17 protein-coding genes and 1 pseudogene are annotated in these 19,407 nt (G+C 75.3%); 5 read left to right on the top strand and 13 right to left on the bottom strand.

Annotation, left to right across the window (positions count from 1 at the left end):
* Window positions 1-197: 197 nt before the first annotated feature.
* Complete coding sequence (locus ACGH7X_RS19940; RefSeq protein ID WP_399886743.1) at window positions 198-2,276, top strand: PhoX family protein; 2,079 nt, start codon at window positions 198-200, stop codon at window positions 2,274-2,276.
* A gap of 16 nt (window positions 2,277-2,292) precedes the next feature.
* On the opposite strand, the gene ACGH7X_RS19945 is transcribed toward ACGH7X_RS19940, so the two are convergent.
* From ACGH7X_RS19945 to ACGH7X_RS19960, 4 genes are all read right to left on the bottom strand, one after another.
* Window positions 2,293-3,303, bottom strand: a complete 1,011-nt coding sequence (locus ACGH7X_RS19945; protein ID WP_399886744.1) for an endonuclease/exonuclease/phosphatase family protein — start codon at window positions 3,301-3,303, stop codon at window positions 2,293-2,295.
* 86 nt (window positions 3,304-3,389) lie between these two features.
* Window positions 3,390-3,743 (bottom strand): ADP-ribosylation/crystallin J1, encoded by a 354-nt coding sequence (locus ACGH7X_RS19950; RefSeq protein WP_399886745.1) that lies wholly within the window; start codon window positions 3,741-3,743, stop codon window positions 3,390-3,392.
* 45 nt (window positions 3,744-3,788) lie between these two features.
* On the bottom strand, window positions 3,789-4,721 hold the full coding sequence (locus ACGH7X_RS19955) for a hypothetical protein (RefSeq protein WP_399886746.1): 933 nt from the start codon (window positions 4,719-4,721) through the stop codon (window positions 3,789-3,791).
* Between the two features lie 85 nt (window positions 4,722-4,806).
* Window positions 4,807-5,289 (bottom strand): hypothetical protein, encoded by a 483-nt coding sequence (locus tag ACGH7X_RS19960; protein ID WP_399886747.1) that lies wholly within the window; start codon window positions 5,287-5,289, stop codon window positions 4,807-4,809.
* Window positions 5,290-5,356: 67 nt separating this feature from the next.
* Here ACGH7X_RS19960 and ACGH7X_RS19965 point away from each other — a divergent pair, with 67 nt between their 5' ends.
* Together ACGH7X_RS19965 and ACGH7X_RS19970 are read left to right on the top strand one after the other, a co-directional pair.
* Window positions 5,357-6,604, top strand: coding sequence for a PP2C family protein-serine/threonine phosphatase (locus tag ACGH7X_RS19965; RefSeq protein WP_399897196.1), 1,248 nt, complete (start codon window positions 5,357-5,359; stop codon window positions 6,602-6,604).
* 64 nt (window positions 6,605-6,668) lie between these two features.
* Entirely contained in the window at window positions 6,669-7,748 is a 1,080-nt protein-coding gene (locus ACGH7X_RS19970; RefSeq protein WP_399886748.1) for a hypothetical protein, read from the top strand.
* Window positions 7,749-8,117: 369 nt separating this feature from the next.
* Here the strand turns inward: ACGH7X_RS19970 and ACGH7X_RS19975 are convergent, their stop codons facing one another.
* Window positions 8,118-8,300: a hypothetical protein gene (locus ACGH7X_RS19975; RefSeq protein WP_399886749.1), complete on the bottom strand. Its 183-nt coding sequence runs from the start codon at window positions 8,298-8,300 to the stop codon at window positions 8,118-8,120.
* 112 nt (window positions 8,301-8,412) lie between these two features.
* Here ACGH7X_RS19975 and ACGH7X_RS19980 point away from each other — a divergent pair, with 112 nt between their 5' ends.
* Window positions 8,413-9,762: a helix-turn-helix domain-containing protein gene (locus ACGH7X_RS19980; protein ID WP_399886750.1), complete on the top strand. Its 1,350-nt coding sequence runs from the start codon at window positions 8,413-8,415 to the stop codon at window positions 9,760-9,762.
* Between the two features lie 85 nt (window positions 9,763-9,847).
* Window positions 9,848-10,600: a GAF and ANTAR domain-containing protein gene (locus ACGH7X_RS19985; RefSeq protein ID WP_399886751.1), complete on the top strand. Its 753-nt coding sequence runs from the start codon at window positions 9,848-9,850 to the stop codon at window positions 10,598-10,600.
* Window positions 10,601-10,630: 30 nt separating this feature from the next.
* Here ACGH7X_RS19985 and ACGH7X_RS19990 read toward each other — a convergent pair whose 3' ends face one another.
* From ACGH7X_RS19990 to ACGH7X_RS20025, 8 genes and pseudogenes are all read right to left on the bottom strand, one after another.
* Window positions 10,631-11,458: a hypothetical protein gene (locus ACGH7X_RS19990; RefSeq protein WP_399886752.1), complete on the bottom strand. Its 828-nt coding sequence runs from the start codon at window positions 11,456-11,458 to the stop codon at window positions 10,631-10,633.
* A gap of 141 nt (window positions 11,459-11,599) precedes the next feature.
* Window positions 11,600-11,755: pseudogene (locus ACGH7X_RS19995) on the bottom strand (DUF3459 domain-containing protein); the annotation flags it as partial.
* Between the two features lie 52 nt (window positions 11,756-11,807).
* Window positions 11,808-13,478 carry a glycoside hydrolase family 13 protein gene (locus ACGH7X_RS20000; RefSeq protein WP_399886753.1) on the bottom strand — a complete coding sequence of 557 codons (1,671 nt, stop codon included), beginning with the start codon at window positions 13,476-13,478 and terminating at the stop codon, window positions 11,808-11,810.
* A 105-nt stretch (window positions 13,479-13,583) separates the two neighbouring features.
* A complete protein-coding gene (locus ACGH7X_RS20005; RefSeq protein WP_399886754.1) occupies window positions 13,584-14,564 on the bottom strand; it encodes a nucleoside hydrolase in 981 nt (326 codons plus the stop codon).
* Between the two features lie 588 nt (window positions 14,565-15,152).
* On the bottom strand, window positions 15,153-16,409 hold the full coding sequence (gene thrS / locus ACGH7X_RS20010) for a threonine--tRNA ligase (RefSeq protein ID WP_399886755.1): 1,257 nt from the start codon (window positions 16,407-16,409) through the stop codon (window positions 15,153-15,155).
* A gap of 195 nt (window positions 16,410-16,604) precedes the next feature.
* Complete coding sequence (locus ACGH7X_RS20015; RefSeq protein ID WP_399886756.1) at window positions 16,605-17,768, bottom strand: M24 family metallopeptidase; 1,164 nt, start codon at window positions 17,766-17,768, stop codon at window positions 16,605-16,607.
* A 159-nt stretch (window positions 17,769-17,927) separates the two neighbouring features.
* Entirely contained in the window at window positions 17,928-18,299 is a 372-nt protein-coding gene (locus tag ACGH7X_RS20020) for a DUF6479 family protein (RefSeq protein ID WP_399886757.1), read from the bottom strand.
* A gap of 70 nt (window positions 18,300-18,369) precedes the next feature.
* On the bottom strand, window positions 18,370-19,248 hold the full coding sequence (locus ACGH7X_RS20025; RefSeq protein ID WP_399886758.1) for a serine hydrolase: 879 nt from the start codon (window positions 19,246-19,248) through the stop codon (window positions 18,370-18,372).
* Between the last annotated feature and the right edge of the window lie 159 nt (window positions 19,249-19,407).

The following is a 19,407-nucleotide window of genomic DNA, read 5'->3' on the forward strand; positions in this document are numbered from 1 at the left end:
TCCCGGCTTGTGATCTTGTGCAGGGTCTGCCATGCGTACGCGGACGCGTCAAGGCCGGATCGAGACGCTGGCGCAATTCCCCCACGGCTTCCGCGGGTTCACCCTCCGTTCACCGCGGCGCCCGGCTCCCGCACGTATGTGCACCTACGGTCGCGCTGACACCAGGGCATTCAGGGATTCTCAAGGGGAGAAACACAGTGCGCAAGCTGCTGCCGTTGATCGGAACGCCGTCCGGTTCGCATCCCGGCGGCCGGTCCGCGATGACCTGCCGTTTCCGGTGTGGTGACGCCTGCTTTCACGAGGTGCCCAACACCAGCTCCAACGAGTACGTCGGTGACGTCATCGCCGGTGCGCTCAGCCGCCGTTCCATGATGCGTGCCGCCGCCGTCGTGACCGTGGCCGCGGCGGGTGCCGGGGCCGTGGGCGTCGCGGGGGCGCCGTCGGCACAGGCCGCGCCCGCGGCCGGGAAGGGGCACGGGAGGCCCTCCAAGGCGTCCGGTGCGCGGGGGCTGCGGTTCACGCCCGTCGCGCCCAACACCGACGACGCCGTGACCGTCCCGGAGGGGTACCGGCAGGACGTCGTCATTCGTTGGGGTGAACCCATTCTGCGTGGGGCGCCCGCCTTCGACGCCGAGAAGCAGTCCGCCAGGGCGCAGGCCGGGCAGTTCGGGTACAACAACGACTTCCTCGCGCTGCTGCCGCTGCGGGGTGAGCACGGCCGGCAGGTCCTCGTCGCCAACCACGAGTACACCGACGAGGTGCTCATGTTCCGCGGCTACGACCCCGAGAACCCGACCCGTGAGCAGGTCGAGATCGCCTGGGCCGCGCACGGGCTGTCCGTCGTCGCCGTGGAGGAGGAGAAGAGGAGCGGCCGGCTGACGCCCGTCTCGCGGCATCGGATCAACCGGCGGGTCACCGCCACCACCGAGTTCCGGCTGACCGGCCCGGCCGCCGGGTCCGACCTGGTGAGGACCTCCGCCGACCGCGGTGGCCGCAAGGTCCTCGGCACCCTCAACAACTGCTCCGGCGGCACCACCCCCTGGGGCACGACGCTGCACGGCGAGGAGAACTTCAACCAGTACTTCGCCAACGCCTCCAGCGACACCGACAAGCGGTACGGCATCGGGACCGGCGCCACCGAGCGCAAGTGGGAGCGGTTCGACAAGCGCTTCGACGTCGCCCGGGAGCCCAACGAGGTGCACCGCTTCGGGTACGTCGTCGAACTCGACCCGTACGACCCGGACTCCACGCCCCGCAAGCACACCCTGCTCGGCCGCTTCAAGCACGAGGCCGCGACCGTGCGGCTGACCGGCGACGGGCGTCCGGTCGTCTACACCGGCGACGACGAGCGGTTCGACTACTTCTACAAGTTCGTCGGCAGCAAGCGGATGCGGCACGGCAGCAGCCGCTGGGCGCGCGAGCACAACCTGTCGCTGCTCGACGAGGGCACGCTGTACGTGGCCAAGCTCAGCGGCGACTCCCCGGCGATCGAGATCGACGGGACGGGCACGCTGCCGCGCGACGGCGAGTTCGACGGCAGTGGCCACTGGATCCCGCTGGTCACCGCGACCGAGGACGGTGCCGTCTCGCACGTCGAGGGCATGAGCGCCGAGGAGGTGTGCGTGTTCACGCGGCTGGCCGGTGACAAGGTCGGTGCGACGAAGATGGACCGGCCGGAGGACATCGAGCCGTCGCCGACCACCGGCAAGGTGTACGTCGCCCTCACCAACAACACCAACCGCGGCACGACCGGCTACGCGGGTCCCGACGAGGCCAACCCGCGCAACGCCAACAAGCACGGCCACGTCCTGGAGCTGACCGAGCGCCGGGGCCGGGCCGACGCCACCGCCTTCGCCTGGTCGCTGTTCCTCGTCGCCGGTGACCCGGAGGACCCGGCGACCTACTTCGCGGGCTTCCCCAAGGACAAGGTCAGCCCGATCTCCTGCCCCGACAACGTCGCCTTCGACGACCACGGCAACCTGTGGATCTCCACCGACGGCAACGCGCTCGGCACCCACGACGGCCTCTTCGGCGTCGCGACCAAGGGCGACCGGCGCGGCGAGCTGAAGCAGTTCCTGACCGTGCCGAACGGCGCGGAGACCTGCGGCCCGCTCATCCAGGACCGGCGCGTGCTGGTCGCCGTGCAGCACCCGGGCGAGATCGACGGCGCCTCCGTGGAGGAGCCGGCCAGCACCTGGCCCGACGGGCCCGGGAAGATCGTGCGCCCGGCGGTCGTGGCGGTGTGGCGCGCGGACGGCCGCGACATCGGGGTCTGAGGCCGTACGGCCGGGGTCAGCCGTCCGCCACGTGCAGGGTCAGGTCGACGACCAGCGCGCGGTGGTCGGTGTCGGCCAGGTCCAGGAACCGGGCGCGGTGCGCTGCGAAGTCCTGGGACACCAGCACGTGGTCGATCTGGGCACCGAACACGGGGAGGGTCCGCGCGGGCCAGCTGGGCGTGCGGTCCTCGCCCGCCAGCCGGGCCGCGTCGCGCAGTCCCGTGTCGAGGATGCGGCGGAAGGCGGCGTGGTCCTGGGAGGCGTTGAAGTCGCCGGCGAGGACGGTGGGGGCCCCGCGGTCCTCGGCGGCGGCGTCGCGCAGGGCGTCCAGCTCTTCGCGCCACAGGCCCACCTGGTCCGGCAGCGGCGGCATCGGGTGGGCGAGCTGGAGCCGTACGGCGTGGCCGCGCACGTCGGCGACGGCGCCCGGCATGCCCATGGTGCCCCGGACGCCGGGGGCGGCCTCGAGCGGGAAGGCGCTCAGGATGACGGAGCCCTCGGAGCCGCCGCCCTCGACGGCCTGCCGGTGGGGGTAGTCGGCGGCGAGGTCGCGCCGCAGGGCCGCGGCGCACGTGTATTCGCACTCCTGTACGAAGACGATGTCCGGCTTCTCGCGCCGCACGGCCGAGACCAGCGCGCCGGTGCCCTGCCCGAACTCGACGTTCGAGGTCAGCACCCGCAGCTCGGCCACGGGCGGCCCGGCGGGCTCCCCGCTCTTGCCGTACGGCTCGATGAACCACGCCAGCAGCCCGAGCAGCGCGACGCCCCACACCGCGCCGGTCCACCAGCGGGCGAGCAGCGTCAGCAGCAGGGCGGCGCCGGTCGGCACCAGCAGCCAGGGCAGGAAGGCGAGGAGCTGCGGTACGGGGGTGACGCCGTCGCTGTCGGCGACGCGGCAGCCGACGACCACGCTCACGCCGGCGAACAGCAGCCCCGCGCACCAGGCCGCGAACCGCCGCCCGGTGCGGCGGGCCGCCGGCCACTCGCGGGAGTCGGCCCACTCGCCACTCGCCGTGTCGGTGTTCAAGTCCCGGCCCTTCGCTCGCGGGTGCGATGCCCGAATCCTCCCTCAAAGACGGGAGCCGGGGGCGGGAAGTTGCGCGCGCACCGGCTTCAGGCCCCCGCGTGGAACTCCCGTACGACCTCGATGCGGCCCACGACGTGCCGGTTGAACTCCTCCAGCTCCTCCGCCGGGACCCACAGCTCCAGGATCGTCTCGCCGCCGGCCCGGCGTACCGGGTAGCGCTCCAGGAAACCGGCGTCGACCTCGAAACGGGTGACGTATCCCGAGCCGGACGCCGGGACGTTCCAGTCGCGGGCGATGCGGACGGCGTAGTCCTCGTTGAGGACCGGGTAGAAGATCGGCTGCTCGGGCAGCCGGGGCGGCCAGGCCGTCCAGCCGGAGGCCTCGACGAGCGCCAGCTCCTCGGGGCCCGTGGGGCGCCACAGGGTCGTCGTCCTGGTCATGGGCGGTGACGGTAGCCGTCCGGGAGCGGGCCTGGCCAAGGGATTTCAGAGGCGGGTGCGGGTCGGCCGGGGTGGTGCCGGGTCGGCGGGGGCCGGTGCGGGTGTCCGGCGGCGGTGGAGCCGGTGTCCGTGCCGGCCGGTGAGCCAGGAGGTCAGGGCGACCGTCAGGCCGAGGGCGACCAGCAGCCAGGAGGCGGTGCGCAGGGTTTCGGTGAGGGCGTCGTAGACGGCGCCCGCGGCCGGGCCGTCCACCGCGCCGGGGAGTTCGGCGAGGGTGAGGCGGCGGCCGACCATGACGGCGAGGGCGAGCAGGGCCCCGCCGAGGGCGGTGCCGATCCCGGCGGCCGTGACGGCACGGCGGCGGCAGGCGGCGACGGCGATGCCGGCGACCGCGAAGACGACGGCCGCCAGCGGCAGCCAGAAGGCGGCGACGTCGAGCACGTGGTAGCCCTTCCTGAGCCGGTCCGCCTCGTGGGCCGGGAGCACGGTGACCGCGGTGTGCCGGACCGGGATGCGCCGTGCGAACGGCACGTTGTCCTCGGTGAGCCGCTCGCGCACGCGTTCGGTGACGGGGGCCAGGTCCACGGTGACCGCGCGTCCGGCCGCGCCGTCGTCCCGCAGGGCGCGCAGCACGGCGCCGTGGACGGTGCGGTTGGCGGTGTCCCAGCCCTCGTGGAAGGCCTCGGTCCGGGTGAATGAGCGGGCCGCGTCCTGCACGAAGAGCCGCACGGTGCCGTTCACGGGGCCGGCCGTCGCCTCGTCGAGGAGTCCGGCGGATCCGGCGAATCCGGTGCCCAGCGTGTCGGCGACCGCCTCCCTTACGTCCGGGTCGTCGGCGAGGGGCGCCATGGCCGCGACGTACCGTCCGGTGTCGGCCAGCCCGTACGCCGCCCAGCCCGCCAGCGCGCCGCACGGCACGAGCAGGCAGGCGAGGACGACGAGGACGGCCGACAGGGTCCTCCGCAGGCGTGGGAACACCCTCCCAGGCAAACCCCCGCGCTCACGCCGGGCGACCGGTGTGACTGCATATGGCCCCCAGATACGGCCCCCCATGACGAGCCGGTCAGGTGGTGCGGGCCGCCCGGGCCTCCTCCGCGTCCTGGTGGGTGTAGTAGCGGTAGACCAGCGAGGCCGTCACCGCCGCCGCGAGCAGCAGGGACACGACGACGCACGTGAACATGGCCACGCCGCTGCCCGCGTACAGGAACCCCAGCGCGCTGCCCGCGAACGCGCCCCACAGCACCGCGTGGCCCTCGCGCGGCAGCCGCTCGGCCACCGTGCGGATGACGACGTAGAGCACGGCGAAGGCCAGTGCGGTCATGAAGCCGAACAGCAGGTTCCCGCCGGTGACGGGGCCGCCGCGGCGGTGGATGGCGGCGGCCCAGTAGCCGTACACCAGCCCGATCGTGACGGGCATCGCCCACTTCGCCAGCAGGTGGGTCCGCTTGCCGAAGACGTCGGGCATCGGACGGCCGCGCGTGCCCGTCCCGCGGCCGCGCGTGCCGGTCCCGGTGGATGTTCCGCGTGTCGGTACCGCGTGAGCCATGAGAGCACTCCTCTCGCCTCGCCCCGTCTACCAGGGCACACCTGGCCACGCCGGCTGGCAAGTCAGGATGCGGGCCGGTCGGGGGCGTGTTTCGCTGGGCGTCGTGAGGGGTCGTGTGCGCAGGCCGGTGCGCGGCCGGTGGCGGCTGCTCGGCCGGCTCGTCCACGCCGCCGGCCGGGGCGACGCCGTGTCCCGGCACGAGCTGCTCAGCATCCGCGGCCACAGCGTCGCCTGGATGGTGCCGCTGGTCCTGCTCTTCGGCATCACCGCGGGCGACATCACCACCGGCGCGTTCGAGATAATCTCCTGGACCGTGCTGGTGCCCGGCGTCGCCGCCTCGATCTGCGGGGTGCGGGGAACGGCCGTGTTCGCCGCGCTCTCGATCCTCGTCTACGTCTTCGCCGACACCGTCTGGCAGCACCGCGACGAGACCGGGCTGCCCGGACTGGTCCTCGTCTCCCTCGGCGGAACCATCGCCGTGCTGGCCGCCGGGGTCCGGGTCGGCGGCGAGCGGCGCATGCTGCACATGCGGGACATCGCCGACACCACCCGCCGCACCGTGCTGCGCCCGCTCCCGGTGGGCTTCGGCGGCCTCGACCATGCCGCCGTCTATCTCTCCGCGGACACCGAGGCCCGCGTCGGCGGCGACTTCTACGACATCCAGCCCGGCCCGTACGGCACCCGTGTCCTCGTCGGCGACGTGCAGGGCAAGGGCCTCGGCGCGGTGGAGACGGCCGCCGCGCTGCTGGGCACCTTCCGCGAGGCCGCCTACCACGAACCGGACCTCGCGACGGTCGCCGAGCGCCTGGAGATCCGCATGGTGCGCCACCGCGCGCACACGGCGGGCCTCGGCCGGCCCGACGGCGACCGGTTCGCCACCGCCGTGCTGGTCGGCTTCTCCCCCGGGCTGCCCGACGCCGTGGACGCCGTCGTCTTCGGACACGAGCCCCCGATGGCGGTCGGACCCGGCGGCGTACGGGCCCTGCCGGTCGTGGGCGGGCTGCCGCTTGGCATGGCCGAACTCGACTCCGGCAGGCCCGGCGCGCTGCCGCCCCCGCACCGGCTGCACCTCGCCGCGGACGAGACGCTGCTGCTCGTCACCGACGGGGTGACGGAGGCCCGCGATCCCGACGGGGCCTTCTACCGGCCCGCCGACGACATCGCCCGCGCCGTCGCCGCCGACGCGCGCAGCGCCCTGCCCACGCGCCTGGTGGCCCTCGTACGGGACGGCACACTGCGGCACTGCCGGGGGCGGGTGGCCGACGACACCACGGTCTTCGCGGTACGGCGCCGGGAGGAGTCCGCAGGCGGCTGAGTGCCCCGCTTTGCAGCCGCAGCGGTTACGGTGCTGCCGTACGTGATCGACAGGGGGAGGGGACATGCCCGGAACCGTGCTGCTGCTCGCGGCGTCGCCCGTGGGCAAGGGGTGCCTGGTGGACGCCGCCTCCGTGCTCCCCGTCCTCGCGGCCGTGGCGCCCGCCGTGCTCTCCGGCACCGACACGGCGAACGTCGTCGAACTCGCCGACCCGCTGGAGCCGCAGGCCGTCCTGACCCGGCTGCGGGCCGCCGCGGCGGCTCCCGGACCGCTGACCGTCTACGTCGCCGGGCAGCTCCAGCTGGACCGGCGCCAGCGCCTGCCGCACCTCGCGCTGGCCCGCACGACCCCGGCGACCGTCCGCTACACCGCGCTGCCCTGGCACTGGATCCGCGAGGAGCTGCGGCTGCGGCCGAGCGGCGCGACGACGCTGCTGCTCGATCTGCACGCCGACCACGAGACCTGGCAGTGGCTGCGGACCAACCCGCTGGATTCCGGGCGCAACAACGCCGTTTACGGTCGCATCGCGCCGCCGCCCTCGCGGCGGACGGTGGCCACCCCGTCGTACATGCGGGGCGTCGCGACGATCCTGCGCAGTGGGCACCGGCCGTCGCCGGACCAGCTGCACCAGCAGGCGCTGGCCCGTACGGCGGCCGACGGCGCGGGCGGGGGCGCGATGGCCGGTGCGGACCTGGTGCTGACGGCACCGGGGCCGCTGGCGGGCGACCCGCACGCCGTCATCGCCGCCGCCGTGCAGGCAGGGCGGCACGCGGACGCCGACGCCCTCGCCGCCCGGCACGAGCGGGCCGCCGCCCACGCGTACGGGCCCGCCTCCGAGGACGCGCTGCACTGGAGGGAGGTCCGGGCCGACCTGGCGATGTTCGCGGGGGACCCGGTGCGCAGCTGCCGGGCCTGGCTGACGGTGGCCGAGTTCCGGCTCGGCGCCGGACAGCCGCCCGAGGCGCCCGCCGTGGAGGCGGCCGTCGACCGCGCCCACCACCAGTGGGGGCAGATCCGCGACGCCGGGCGGGCCCGCGAACTGGGCGCCGCGCTCGCCGTGTTGCGCAGCCGCGTGCCGGGCCGCCGCGAGGGCGCGCTGGACCACGTCCAGCGGGAACTGAGCCGCCTGCAGACGCAGGGCTGAGGCCGCCGGGGGCGGTGGACCGGTCGGTGGCGTGCGCCGCTGCGGGGTGGCGGGTCGGTAGCGGGTGGGTGCCGGGTCGGTGGCGGTCGTGGCCGGTCGTGGCCCGTCGTACGTCGCGATGGAGCTGACGGCGGTACCGGGCGGACGTAGGGGACCGGTCGGCGGGCGGCGCCGTCGGCGCGGACCGGCGTGGCGGTGACGGAGGTCCGGGCGGTGCGCGCTTGTCTGCGGCGGCGGGCCCGCGGACGGTGCGGACCGGTCGGCGGTGACGGACGGTGCGGGCCCGCGCGGCGGTGACGGCGGGCGGCGGGCGGCGCGGCGGTGACGGAGGGCGGCCGGGGCGGCGCGGCGGTGACGGCAGGTGTCGTCCTAGCGGTCGGCGGCGGCCAGGTCGTCCGTGGTGGGGGCGGTGTCGTGCGCCGGTGCCGGCGCGGGGGAGCCCGCCGTGTCCGTGGGGCCCGCGTTCGCGGCCAGCAGCAGGCAGGCCACGGCGGCGACCGCGGCGGCGAGGGCCCTGGCGTAACGTTCGGCGGTGCGGGTGGGTCCGAGCACGGCGTCCTCTGCGGGATCAGGGATTGTGTCAAGCACTGTTAAGCGCGCTTAATACGCGGTTTAACCTAGAGCCGTCCGAGCAGAACGGCAAGAGCCTCATGGGGAGTTGGCAGTGGGGGACCGTGACGACCGAGACGCCATCGGGCGCCGGGTGCAGCGACTGCGGGCCGAGCGCGGGATGACCCAGCGCCAGCTCGCGGAACCGGCCTACACACCCGCCTACATCTCCACCCTGGAGGCCGGCCGCGTCCGCCCCTCCGACGAGGCGCTGCGGCATCTCGCCGAACGGCTCGGCGTGGGCTACGAGGAGCTGGCCACCGGGCGCCCGGCCCGCCTCGCCACCGACCTGCGGCTCAGGCTCACCGAGGCGCAGCGCACCCTCGCCACCGAGGGCGCCGAAGCGGCGGCCGGGCAGTACGCCGAGCTGCTCGCCGAGGCCGAGGCGTACGAGCTGGCCGAGGAGCGGGCCGCCGCGCTGCTCGGGCTCGGGGAGTGCGCCGTGGAGACCGGTGAACTGGTCACCGGCCGACGGTACTTCGAGCGGGCCGAGGAGTGCCTCGCCGAGGCCGGCGCCCCACTGCCCGCCCGGGTCCCCGCCGTGCGCGGACGCGCCCTCGCCCACTATCTCGCCGGTGAACTCCGCTACGCCGTCTACCTCCTGGAGACCACCCTCGACGAGCTGAACCGCGGCGGCCTGCACGACCCCGACGCGCTGCTGCTGCTCTACGCCAGCGCCATCGGCCCGTACATGGACATGGGGGCCCACGCGCGCGCCGCCCAGGCCGCCGAACTCGCCCTCTCCCTCGCCCCCAGCGCCGGCGACCCCGCCCTGGTGGCCCGCATGCACCGCTCCGTCGCCCGCACCCTGCTCGCCGAGGGCCGCCTCGCCGAGGCCGACGCCTCGCTCGCCAAGGCGGCCGAGCTGTACCGCACGCTGCAACTGCGCACCGAGCTGGCCAACTGCCACTGGATGCGCGGCTACGTCTGCGCCCAGAACGGCGAACTCCCGCGCGCCGAGGCGGAGATGCGGGAGGCCCTCGACATGCTCTCGGCCACCCGCGCCGCCCTCTACAGCAGCCAGGTCGCCGTCGAGCTCGCCGACGTGCTGCACCGGCGCGGCAAGTCCGAGGAGGCCGCCGGACTGCTGCACGGGGTGCTGAACGACCTGTCCTCCGAACGGGGCGCCGTGCACGCCGCGGGCGCCCACCGGCTGCTCGGCATCATCGCCGAGGACGCCCGGGACACCGAGGCCGCCGAGGAGCACTACGTCCGTGCGCTGAGCCTGCTGGAGCGTGCGGGCGCGGCCGGTGATCTGGCCGACCTGTGCCGGCTCCTCGGCGACCTGCTGCGCCGCACCGGCCGGGTGGAGGCGGCCCTGGACGCGTACCGCACCGGCCTCGGGCACCGCACCGCGCCCGGCACGACCACCCTGGGGCCGGCGCCCGCACAGCCGCCGCTGTAGCCCCGCGGCCGGCGGCCCGCCCGGTTTCCCCTGGGTGGGCAGGGGTAGTCGGCCCTCCGGCCCCGTGCGGGAAGGAGGCGGTCGCGTGCCGCCCGACGACGAACCCCGGTGGCCGCTGGACGGCTCACGTGCCGCCGATGCCATCACCGCCCGGGTGCGCGGCGTGCCGCCGGGCGAGGTGCCGGGCCGGCTGTGCGTGATGGCGATGGGGCTGCTGGCGGTGGCCGGGGCGAGCGCGTCGCTGCGCGTCGAGGGCGTGCCGGTACGGCTGTGCGCCAGCGGGGACCGGGCGTCGTACCTGGCGGAGATCCAGGCCACGCTGGGCGCCGGTCCCTGTGTGAGCGCCGCCGAGTCGGGTGTCCCGGTGCTCGCCGGCGATCTGACGTGCGGTGCCGACGCCGGCCGGTGGCCCGTCTTCGCCCAGCAGGCGACGGCGGTCGGCGTACGCGCGGTCTACGCGCTGCCGCTGGGCGGCGACGCCGGGTGCGTGGGCACCTTCGACCTGTACCGCGACACCCCCGGCGCGCTGACCGACCCGCAGTTGCGCACCGCACGGCTGATGGCCGGTGCCATGACGGGGGCGGTCATGGCGTTGCCGCGCGGGCAGGAGGCCTGGCTGGACGAGCTGGCCGGTGACCACGACGAGGTCCACCGGGCCGTCGGCATGATCATGGCCCAGCTGCGGGTCGGCGCCGACGAGGCTCTGGCCCGGCTGCGTGCCGACGCGTTCGCCCGCGGCCGCACCGTCCACGACGCCGCCCTTGAGGTACTCGCCCACGGCCGCCGCTTCGACCGCGACCGCCGGGGCCCGCCCGACGGCCCGGAGGAGTCCTGCTGAACCGCGTGGGCGTTCGCCGCCGCTACACCGCTACACCTGGGCGCGTCCCTGCCGCCGGACCTCCGTCAGGCGCCGTGTCCCCACCTCGACGGCCGCCCGGGTGGCGTCGTCGGCCGCCTCGCCGAGGGTGCCGTTGGTGAGGCTGATCGCGTCGTCGCCGACGCGTACGGCGACGAGGTCCACGGTGAGGACCGTGTCCCCGGAGTTCCCGGAGTCCCCGGAGCCGTCGGCGTCCCAGGCGTCCCCGGAGCCCGCCGCCGCGCCGCTCACCGTCACCCGCAGGCCTTGGCGGGCGTCCCCCGCCTCCGGGAGCGTCACGCCGGTGACCCGCACGTCCCGGGTCGTGCCACGGGTGGCCCGGGCCTCGAAGCGCCCGCAGGTGTCCGGCAGCGTCCCGAGCCAGGCCAGCGTCGCGTCGATGTCGCCGGCGCGTGAGGAGGTGACCCGGTAGTGCAGCTGGGCCCCGCCGTCCGCATCGTCCAGGGCGGCCGTGGCGCGGGGGGCGGTGGCGGCGCCGAAGAGGTCCTCCGTGTAGAGGACGTCCAGCAGCCGGCGGCAGTCGGACCCCTCGGCGGTGGCCTTGAGCACCTCGTCCCGCCAGGTCGCCGCACCCCGCGTCGGCTCCCACGCCTCCCCCAGGTCCGCCTCCGTGATCAGGGCCGCCCGCGCCTGCCCCCGGGTGAGCACCGGCGGCAGGGCGGGTGACGGTAGCGCCGCCGGGGACCGGGCGGTCGGCGGCGCGGTGCCGGCCGGCCGGTCCGCCTCCCGCCCGCCGGCGGCACAGGCGGCCGCCGTCAGTGCCAGCGCCGCCGAGAGCGCCGCGGCGAGCAGGGGACGGGCGGCGGGGGCGTGCTGCATCGGTGCCTCCTGGAGGGCCGGTGCGACCGGCGCCGTTCAGGATCGGTCACCCCTCCACGGCACCACCGTCCCCGCCACGCCACCAGCGTGCGGGGCCGTCCGGGTGAGCGGTCCGGACGGCCTCGGGCGGGCCGGGGCCGGTTACAGCCCCAGCCATACCGTGGTGTCCGGGCCGAGCCGGCCGTCCTCGAGTGGTGCGCTGGTCAGTAGGACTTCTCCGGCGGGCAGGTCGACGGCCCGGTCGGAGAGGTTGGTGACGCAGCGCCAGCCGTCCGAGCGGTCGAACCGCAGTACCCCCGGGCCGGGCGGCCTCGGGCGGTCCGGACGGCCTCGGGCGGGCCGGGGCCGGTTACAGCCCCAGCCATACCGTGGTGTCCGGGCCGAGCCGGCCGTCCTCCAGCGGTGCGCTGCTGAGTAGGACTTCTCCGGCGGGCAGGTCGACGGCCCGGTCGGAGAGGTTGGTGACGCAGCGCCAGCCGTCCGAGCGGTTGAACCGCAGCACCCCGGCCGGGGCGTCGTCCGCCCAGGTCAGGGACTCGCCGTCGAGCAGTTTGCGGCGCAGGCGCAGGGCCGTGCGGTACAGCTCCAGGGTCGAGCCCGCCACCCCGTCCTGGGCCTGGACGGCGTACGCCGCGAAGTCCGGCGGCTGCGGCAGCCACGCCGCGCCCGCGCCGAAGCCGTACGACGGCCCGTCCGTGGTCCACGGCAGCGGTACCCGGCATCCGTCGCGGCCCTTGCGGACGTGCCCGGTCTGCTCCCAGATCGGGTCCTGGAGGACCTCGGTCGGCAGGTCGGCCACCTCGGGCAGCCCCAGCTCCTCGCCCTGGTAGACGTACGCCGAGCCGGGCAGCGCCAGCAGCAGCAGGGTCGCGGCGCGGGCCCGGCGCAGGCCGGCCTGCCGGTCGACGGCTGGTGCGTGGCCGCCGGACAGCAGCCAGGCGTCGGTGTCGGTGTCCGGCGGCAGGACCAGGCGGGTGGCGTGGCGGACGACGTCGTGGTTGGACAGCACCCAGGTCGCCGAGGCACCGGCGGCGTGGGCGTCGGCCAGCGAGCCGGTGATGACCTCGCGCAGCTCGGCCGCGTCCCAGCCGGCCTGGAGGTACTCGAAGTTGAAGGCCTGGCCCAGTTCGTCCGGGCGGGCGTACAGCGCGCGCCGCGCGCCCGGGACCCAGGCCTCGGCCACCGCCATGCGGGGCGGGGTGTAGGTGTCGAAGATCTTGCGCCAGTCGCGGTAGACCTCGTGCACCTCGTCGCGGTCGTAGAACGGGTGGGTGCCCGGCGCGAACTCCGCGAGGGCCGCCTCGCCGCTCAGCTCCGGGGCGCCGAGGTCGCGCAGCGGCTCGGCCAGGTCCTTGACCAGCGCGTGCGCCACGTCGACGCGGAAGCCGTCGACGCCCCGGTCCGACCAGAACCGCAGCGTGGTGCGGAAGTCGGTGCGGACCTGCTCGTTCTCCCAGTTCAGGTCGGGCTGTTCGGGGGTGAACAGGTGCAGGTACCACTGTCCGTCGGGCACCCGCTTCCAGGCGCTGCCGCCGAAGACGGACTGCCAGTCGGTGGGCGGCAGCTCCCCGTGTTCGCCCCGGCCGTCCCGGAAGACGTAGCGGTCGCGGGCCGGGGAGCGGGGGCCCGCGTTCAGGGCCTCCCGGAACCACACGTGGCGGTGCGAGGTGTGGTTGGGGACCAGGTCGGCGATGACCTTGAGGCCCAGGCGGTGGGCCTCTGCGGCCATCGCGTCGAAGTCGTCCAGGGTGCCCAGGCGGGGGTCGACGTCGCGGTAGTCGTCGACGTCGTAGCCGCCGTCGGCGAGTTCGGAGGGGTAGAAGGGGCTGAGCCACAGGGCGTCCACGCCGAGCGCGGCGAGGTGGGTCAGGCGCTGGGTGATGCCGCGCAGGTCTCCGAGTCCGTCGCCGTCGGCGTCGGCGAAGCTGCGGGGGTAGACCTGGTAGATGACGGCCTGCCGCCACCAGTTGGGGTCATTGGAGGACAGGTCGGGTGCGCTGGTGGTGCTGCGTACGGTCACGCGGTCTCGTCTCCTTCGCGATGCGTGCGGGCGACACGAACGGATCTGTTAGGTCTGTCCAGATCACCCGAAAAGCGAACCCGTGCGCCCGCGACGCGCCGGTGGCTACGCCTCCGTGCGCTCGACCGTGCTCAGGTACAGCTCCACGTACCGGTCCACGTCCACGTCCAACGCCACGTCGACCAGGGGTTGTTCGCGCATGCCCTCGTGCAGTTCGGACTCGCCGACGCGCCGGCGGCGGTCGACGAGGGTCTGGCCGCGGGACGGGCCGGGGGCCAGGGACACCTCGACGGGCAGCCGGTGCGTGGTCAGACCCTGCGGGTCGATCACCGCGCAGACCGCGCCCGCGTCGCCGAGGCCGCCGCCGGGGTCCGACTCGTCGGTGGCCGGGCCGCGGTGGGCGAGCAGCTCGCCGGCGAGCCGGGTGCCGGGCTCGGCGCTCGCGCGCAGCCGCCGTACGTCCTGGCCGGGCACGATCACCCGCTCGAACACGTCCAGCCCGTACATCGTGATCGGCACCCCGGCGGTGAGCAGGATCGCGGCGGCCTCCGGGTCGTGCCAGACGTTGAACTCGGCGACCGGCGTGGCGTTGCCGGTGGCCACCGCGCCGCCCATGAACACGATGCGCTCGATGTTGCCGGTGACCTCGGGGTGGGTGCGCAGCAGCAGCGCGATGTTGGTCAGCGGCGCGGTGGGGATCAGGGTGACCGGGCGCGGGGAGGCGAGGATCTCCCGGCGCAGCAGCGTCACCGCGTCCACGTCGGCGGCGGTGCGGGTGGGCGCGGGCAGGCCGAGGTCGCCCATGCCGTCGTGCCCGTGCACGTGCCGGGCGGTGCGCACGGCCTCGATCAGCGGGCGCCCGGCGCCCCGGGCGACGGGGACGTCCGGGGCGCCGGCCCGCTCCAGCACGGTCAGCGTGTTCCGTACGACCCCCTCCACGTCCGTGTTCCCGGCCACGCAGGTGACCGCGCGCAGGTCGAGACGCGGGTGGCGGACCGCCAGCATCAGGGCCAGGGCATCGTCGATGCCGGTGTCGCAGTCGATGATCACCGGGATGGGCTGCTGCTGCGCGGAGGCGGTCGTCACGGCGGGGTCTCCTTGTGCTTGGCGGGGGCGCCGGTGCCGGTGACCCTACGCGCGCTCAGACGGCTTCCCACAGCTCGGGCCGTGTCCTCGGCCGGCCTGGTGATCCGCGGGGGCGGGTGGGTGCCGGTGCGGCTACTCGGGCTAGGGGGTTCCTACCGCTCGGGGCCGCGGGCCCGGACCGCGCCGGTGATCCGCCGGGGCGGCCGGGCGCCGTGGGCGCTGCGTGGGCCCGGGCGGGCTCCCGGCGCCCGGACCCTGTCTCCGACCCGGGTGAGTGATCCGCGGGGGCGGCCGGGCGGCCGGGCGCCGTGGGTGCGGTGTGGGCCCGGGTGGGATCCCACCGTCGGGACCGTGTCTCGGGGCCGGGTGGGTGATCCGCGGGGGCGGGTGGGTGCCGGGGCGGCTACGCGGGCTAGGGGGTTCCTACGGCTCGGGGCCGCGGGCCCGGACCGCGTCGGTGAATCTCCGGGGCGGCCGGGCGCCGTGGGCGCTATGTGGGCCCGGGTGGGATCCCGGCGCCCGGGCCGTGTTCTCGGACCGGGCGGGTGATCCGCTGGGGTGGCCGGGTGCCGGGGCGGCTACGTGCGCTCAGGGGGATTCCCACAGTTCGGGGCCGCGGGTCCGGACGCGGTCGGTGATGTGGTGCAGCAGTTCGGGGCCGGGCATCCGGCCCGGGCGGTGGCCGTCCCGCAGGCGTACGTCGACCAGGTCGCCGTCCGCTGCCTCCCGGGCGCCGATCACCGCCTGGTACGGCACCTTCCGCGCCGCGCGGACCCGGGCGCCGAGGCTGCCCCGCTCGGGGCCGGCGACCTCGGCGCGCAGCCCCTGGTCACCGGCGCGCCGCACGAGGTCGTACGCCTGCTCCTGCTGGGCCTCGGCCACCGGCAGCACCACCAGCTGCACCGGTGCCAGCCACGCCGGGAACGCGCCGCCGTGCGCCTCGATCAGGTGGGCGACCACCCGTTCCACACTGCCGATGACGCTGCGGTGGACCATGACCGGGCGATGCCTGGCGCCGTCGGGGCCGATGTAGCGCAGGCCGAAGCGCTCGGGCTGGTGGAAGTCGATCTGGACGGTCGACAGGGTGGACTCGCGCCCGGCCGCGTCCTCGATCTGCACGTCGATCTTGGGCCCGTAGAAGGCGGCCTCGCCCTCCACCGCCTCGTACGGAAGACCGTCCAGGGCCTCCTCCAGCAGCGCGGTGGCCCGCCGCCACAGCTCCGGGTCGGCGACGTACTTGCCGCCGGGACCCGGCAGGGACAGGCGGTAGCGGGTGGCCCGGATGCCGAGGTCGGCGTGGGCGCCGCGGATGAGTCCGAGGGCGGCGCGGGCCTCGGCGGCGGCCTGGTCCGGGGTGCAGAAGATGTGGGCGTCGTTGAGGTGGATGGCCCGTACGCGGGTCAGTCCCCCGAGTACGCCGGAGGGCTCGGAGCGGTACATGGCGCCCAGCTCGGCGATCCGCAGCGGCAGTTCCCGGTAGCTGTGGGAGCGGGAGCGGTAGACGAGGGCGTGGTGGGGGCACAGGCTCGGGCGCAGGACGACCTCCTCGGCGCCCAGTTCCATCGGCGGGAACATGTCGTCGCGGTAGTGCTCCCAGTGCCCCGAGATCTCGTACAGCTCGCGTTTGCCGAGGACGGGCGAGTAGACGTGCCGGTAGCCCGCCCGGCGCTCCGCCTCGCGGACGTACTCCTCCAGGGTGTGGCGGACGATCGCACCGTCGGGCAGCCAGTACGGCAGGCCCGCGCCCATCAGGGGGTCGGTGTCGAACAGCGCCAGCTCGCGGCCGAGCCGCCGGTGGTCGTGGCCGTGGGCGTGGGCGTGGGCGTGTTGGTCGTGGTCGTGCACGGTGGTCTCCTCGGGAACGGGTCCACAGGACGAGCACCGCGCGACGAAGCCCCGGGGCGCTCGCCCCGGGGCTTCGGACTTCTGGTCAGCAGTCAGCGCGCCGGGACGTTCCCCGGCGTCGTCATCAAGAACGAGCAGGCGCGCTTCATGGAGAGGACGGTACCGGGGGCGGGACGCCGCCGCGAGCGAGTTTCGTCAGCGCACGATCACCAGCTCGTGCGAGGTGGTGTTGAGCCGCCGGCCCCCGTCCCGCGTGCAGGTCACGACGTCCTCGATGCGGACGCCGAACCGGTCGGGCAGGTGGATGCCGGGCTCGATGGAGAAGCACATGCCCGGTTCGAGCGGCTGCTCCTCGCCCTCCACCAGGTAGGGCGGCTCGTGGGTGGTGACGCCGACGCCGTGGCCGGTGGGGTGCGCGACGTGCCCGGCGTGGCCGGCCTCCTCGATGACGGCGCGGGCCGCCCGGTCGACCTCCTGGCAGGACACCCCGGGCCGTACCGCCTCGAAGGCCGCCCGCTGCGCGGCACGGACGGTCTCGTGGACCCGGCGCTCCTCGTCCGTCGGGGCCCCGACGTGGACGGTGCGGGCGGTGTCGGAGCCGTAGCCGTCCCTGAGTCCGCCGAAGTCCAGGACGACCATGTCGCCGTCGCCGATGACCCGGTCGCCGGGCCGGTGGTGCGGGTCGGCGCCGTGGGGTCCGGAGCCGACCACCGTGCACTCGACCCGGCTGTGGCCGTGCTCGCGCAGCAGCCTGCCCAGGTCGGCGGCCAGCTCGCGTTCGCTGCGCCCGCCGAAGCGCAGCCCGAGGATCTCCTCGTACGCGGCGTCGGCCGCCGCGGCCGCGGACGTCAGCCGGGCCACCTCGTGCTCGTCCTTCACCGCGCGCCGCATGGGCAGTACGGCGGACAGCGGCTGGTAGGTGGCCAGGGGGAGGGACTTCTGGAGGCACAGCAGGTGCAGCGCCCAGGTCGCGTCGGAGACGGCGTACCGGCCGTGCGGGCGCAGCAGTCCGGCCGCCGCGGCGTAGGGGTCCTGTCCCTCCCACCAGTCGGAGACGCGTATCGCGCTCGCGCCGGGAGCGGTCTCGGCGTTCGGGCGGTCGAGCGTCGGTACCAGCAGCCGGGGCTGGGAGGTGGCGGCGAGGACGAGGAGGGTGAGGCGTTCGGCGGTGGCGGTGGGCCGGTAGCCGCACAGCCAGACCAGGTCGGGGCCGGGGGTGACCAGGACACCGGCGAGCCCGAGAGCGGCGGCCTCGTACGCGGTCCGGTCCATGCGGGCCGCGTAGATCTCGTCCGTGAAGGCGGCGGGGTCGGGGGTGCCCTCGCCCGTGCCTTCGCCGGTCTCGCCCGGGTCGCCCATGGCCGTCAGCGGCGCACCGCGCGTGCGGGCCTTCCGGTACCGGTCATGTCGTCGCCTCCAAGGGCCTGGTGGGGCACGTGCCGCGCGGGCGGGCGGGTCCCCTCCAGTCAAGACCGGAGGGCGCCGCCACGCCCTCCGGTGTGCCGCCGTACGGGCGGCTCAGACGTGCCCCGGTCCACCGCTGCCGAAGGCTCCGCTCGACCCCGGCAGCCAGCGGCGGCGTTTCTGGTCGTCGCCGCGGCGGCTGCCCGAGTGGTGGAGCTGGTAGGGCATGAGCCGGGGGCTTCCGTCCTCGTTCAGCGGGATCTCGTCGGGTTCGCGCATCTCCCGCTCCTCCCGGACGGCGCCGCCGTCCGGGAGGTGGGGCTGTTCGTCGGCACGGGGGCGGTCGGGTTCCCGGTCCATGACCCGCATGCCCATGCGTACGGCCCAGATCAACGCGCCGGCGATCACCAGCCCGAGGATGAAGACCACCGTCACCTTGAGCCCGCCCGAAGGCGCGGCCAGCAGTACATACGTTGCCGTACTCATGTTCTGATTATGTACCCCCAAATGCGAGAAAGCGCCTGATATGTCCTGGCGATCTTCTCCTGGCACCCGCTCACGGGGCCCGCAGGGCGTCCACCGCGATCCGGGCCGCGGTGCCGATCACCGCGTCCGCCGCCGGGAGTACCGCCGCGGTGTGGGCGGTGCGGGTGAAGACGGCGACGGCGTAGCGGCCGCCGTCGGGGTACTCGACGACGCCGACCTCGTTGCGCAGGGTCGGCAGGCTGCCGGTCTTGCCGGCCACGTGCACGTCGTCGAAGGGGAAGCCCGAGGCCAGGCGGTGCGGCCACACCTGGAGGCCCATGATGCGGCGCGCGGCCGCCCCGTACTCGGGCGGGCACGCCTCGTCGCGCCACAGGGCGGTGAGCAGGCGGGTCATGTCCCGGGGGGTGCTGTGGTTGGTGCGGGCCGGGTCCAGGGCGCGCAGCCGGGTGATGACGTGCGGGTCGGCCAGGGCCTGGGCGCCGGCGGGTCCGGCGTCCTCGCGCATGGTGCCCAGCATCTCGCCGAAGCCGTACACCGCCCGCGTCCGGGTCAGGCCGAGGCGGGCCGTGGTGCGGTTGACGGCGTCCAGACCGACCCGGCCGAGCAGCAGGTCGGCGGCGGTGTTGTCGCTGACGGACATCATCAGGAACGCGGCGTCGCGCAGCGACAGCCGGACCGGGTCGAGCATGGCCGCGAGCCCCGTGGGCCCCGGGGTGCGTCCGGCGGGCGGGCACTCGACCTGCTCGGTGAGGTCCAGCACCCCGGCCGCCGCCTGCTCGTGCAGCGTGACGAGCACGCACAGCTTGTGGACACTGGCCGTGCACACCGGCTGGTCCGCCCCGGCCGCGATCTGCGCCCCCGAGTCGATGTCCACGGCGTGCAGCCACCCGGTGACCCCGGCGTCGGCGAAGGCCGCGTCCAGACGGGCGGCGGTGGCGGTGTCGGTCATGACCGGGACTCCGATGCCGGGCGAGCGCCCACCGGCCGAGCGGGACGGGCGAGGGGCGCCGGGGGGTGGCGGTCGATGCCGACGGCGGCGGGCCGTGCGGGGCGGTGGCGGAGGAGGGCCGGCCGTGCGGGTCGGTGGTGGAGGGCGGCGGGCCGTGCG

This window comes from Streptomyces sp. BBFR51 (assembly GCF_044591655.1).
GTDB lineage: Bacteria > Actinomycetota > Actinomycetes > Streptomycetales > Streptomycetaceae > Streptomyces.

What these genes read in the sequence shown, in the direction of transcription:
- ACGH7X_RS19970 (WP_399886748.1), top strand. Translation starts at nt 6,669, where the DNA reads ATGCCCGGAACCGTGCTGCTGCTCGCGGCGTCGCCCGTGGGCAAGGGG.
- ACGH7X_RS20025 (WP_399886758.1), bottom strand. Translation starts at nt 19,248, where the DNA reads ATGACCGACACCGCCACCGCCGCCCGTCTGGACGCGGCCTTCGCCGAC.
- ACGH7X_RS19990 (WP_399886752.1), bottom strand. Translation starts at nt 11,458, where the DNA reads ATGCAGCACGCCCCCGCCGCCCGTCCCCTGCTCGCCGCGGCGCTCTCG.
- ACGH7X_RS19950 (WP_399886745.1), bottom strand. Translation starts at nt 3,743, where the DNA reads ATGACCAGGACGACGACCCTGTGGCGCCCCACGGGCCCCGAGGAGCTG.
- ACGH7X_RS20015 (WP_399886756.1), bottom strand. Translation starts at nt 17,768, where the DNA reads ATGGGCGACCCGGGCGAGACCGGCGAAGGCACGGGCGAGGGCACCCCC.
- ACGH7X_RS19960 (WP_399886747.1), bottom strand. Translation starts at nt 5,289, where the DNA reads ATGGCTCACGCGGTACCGACACGCGGAACATCCACCGGGACCGGCACG.
- ACGH7X_RS19965 (WP_399897196.1), top strand. Translation starts at nt 5,357, where the DNA reads ATGCGGGCCGGTCGGGGGCGTGTTTCGCTGGGCGTCGTGAGGGGTCGT.
- ACGH7X_RS20020 (WP_399886757.1), bottom strand. Translation starts at nt 18,299, where the DNA reads ATGAGTACGGCAACGTATGTACTGCTGGCCGCGCCTTCGGGCGGGCTC.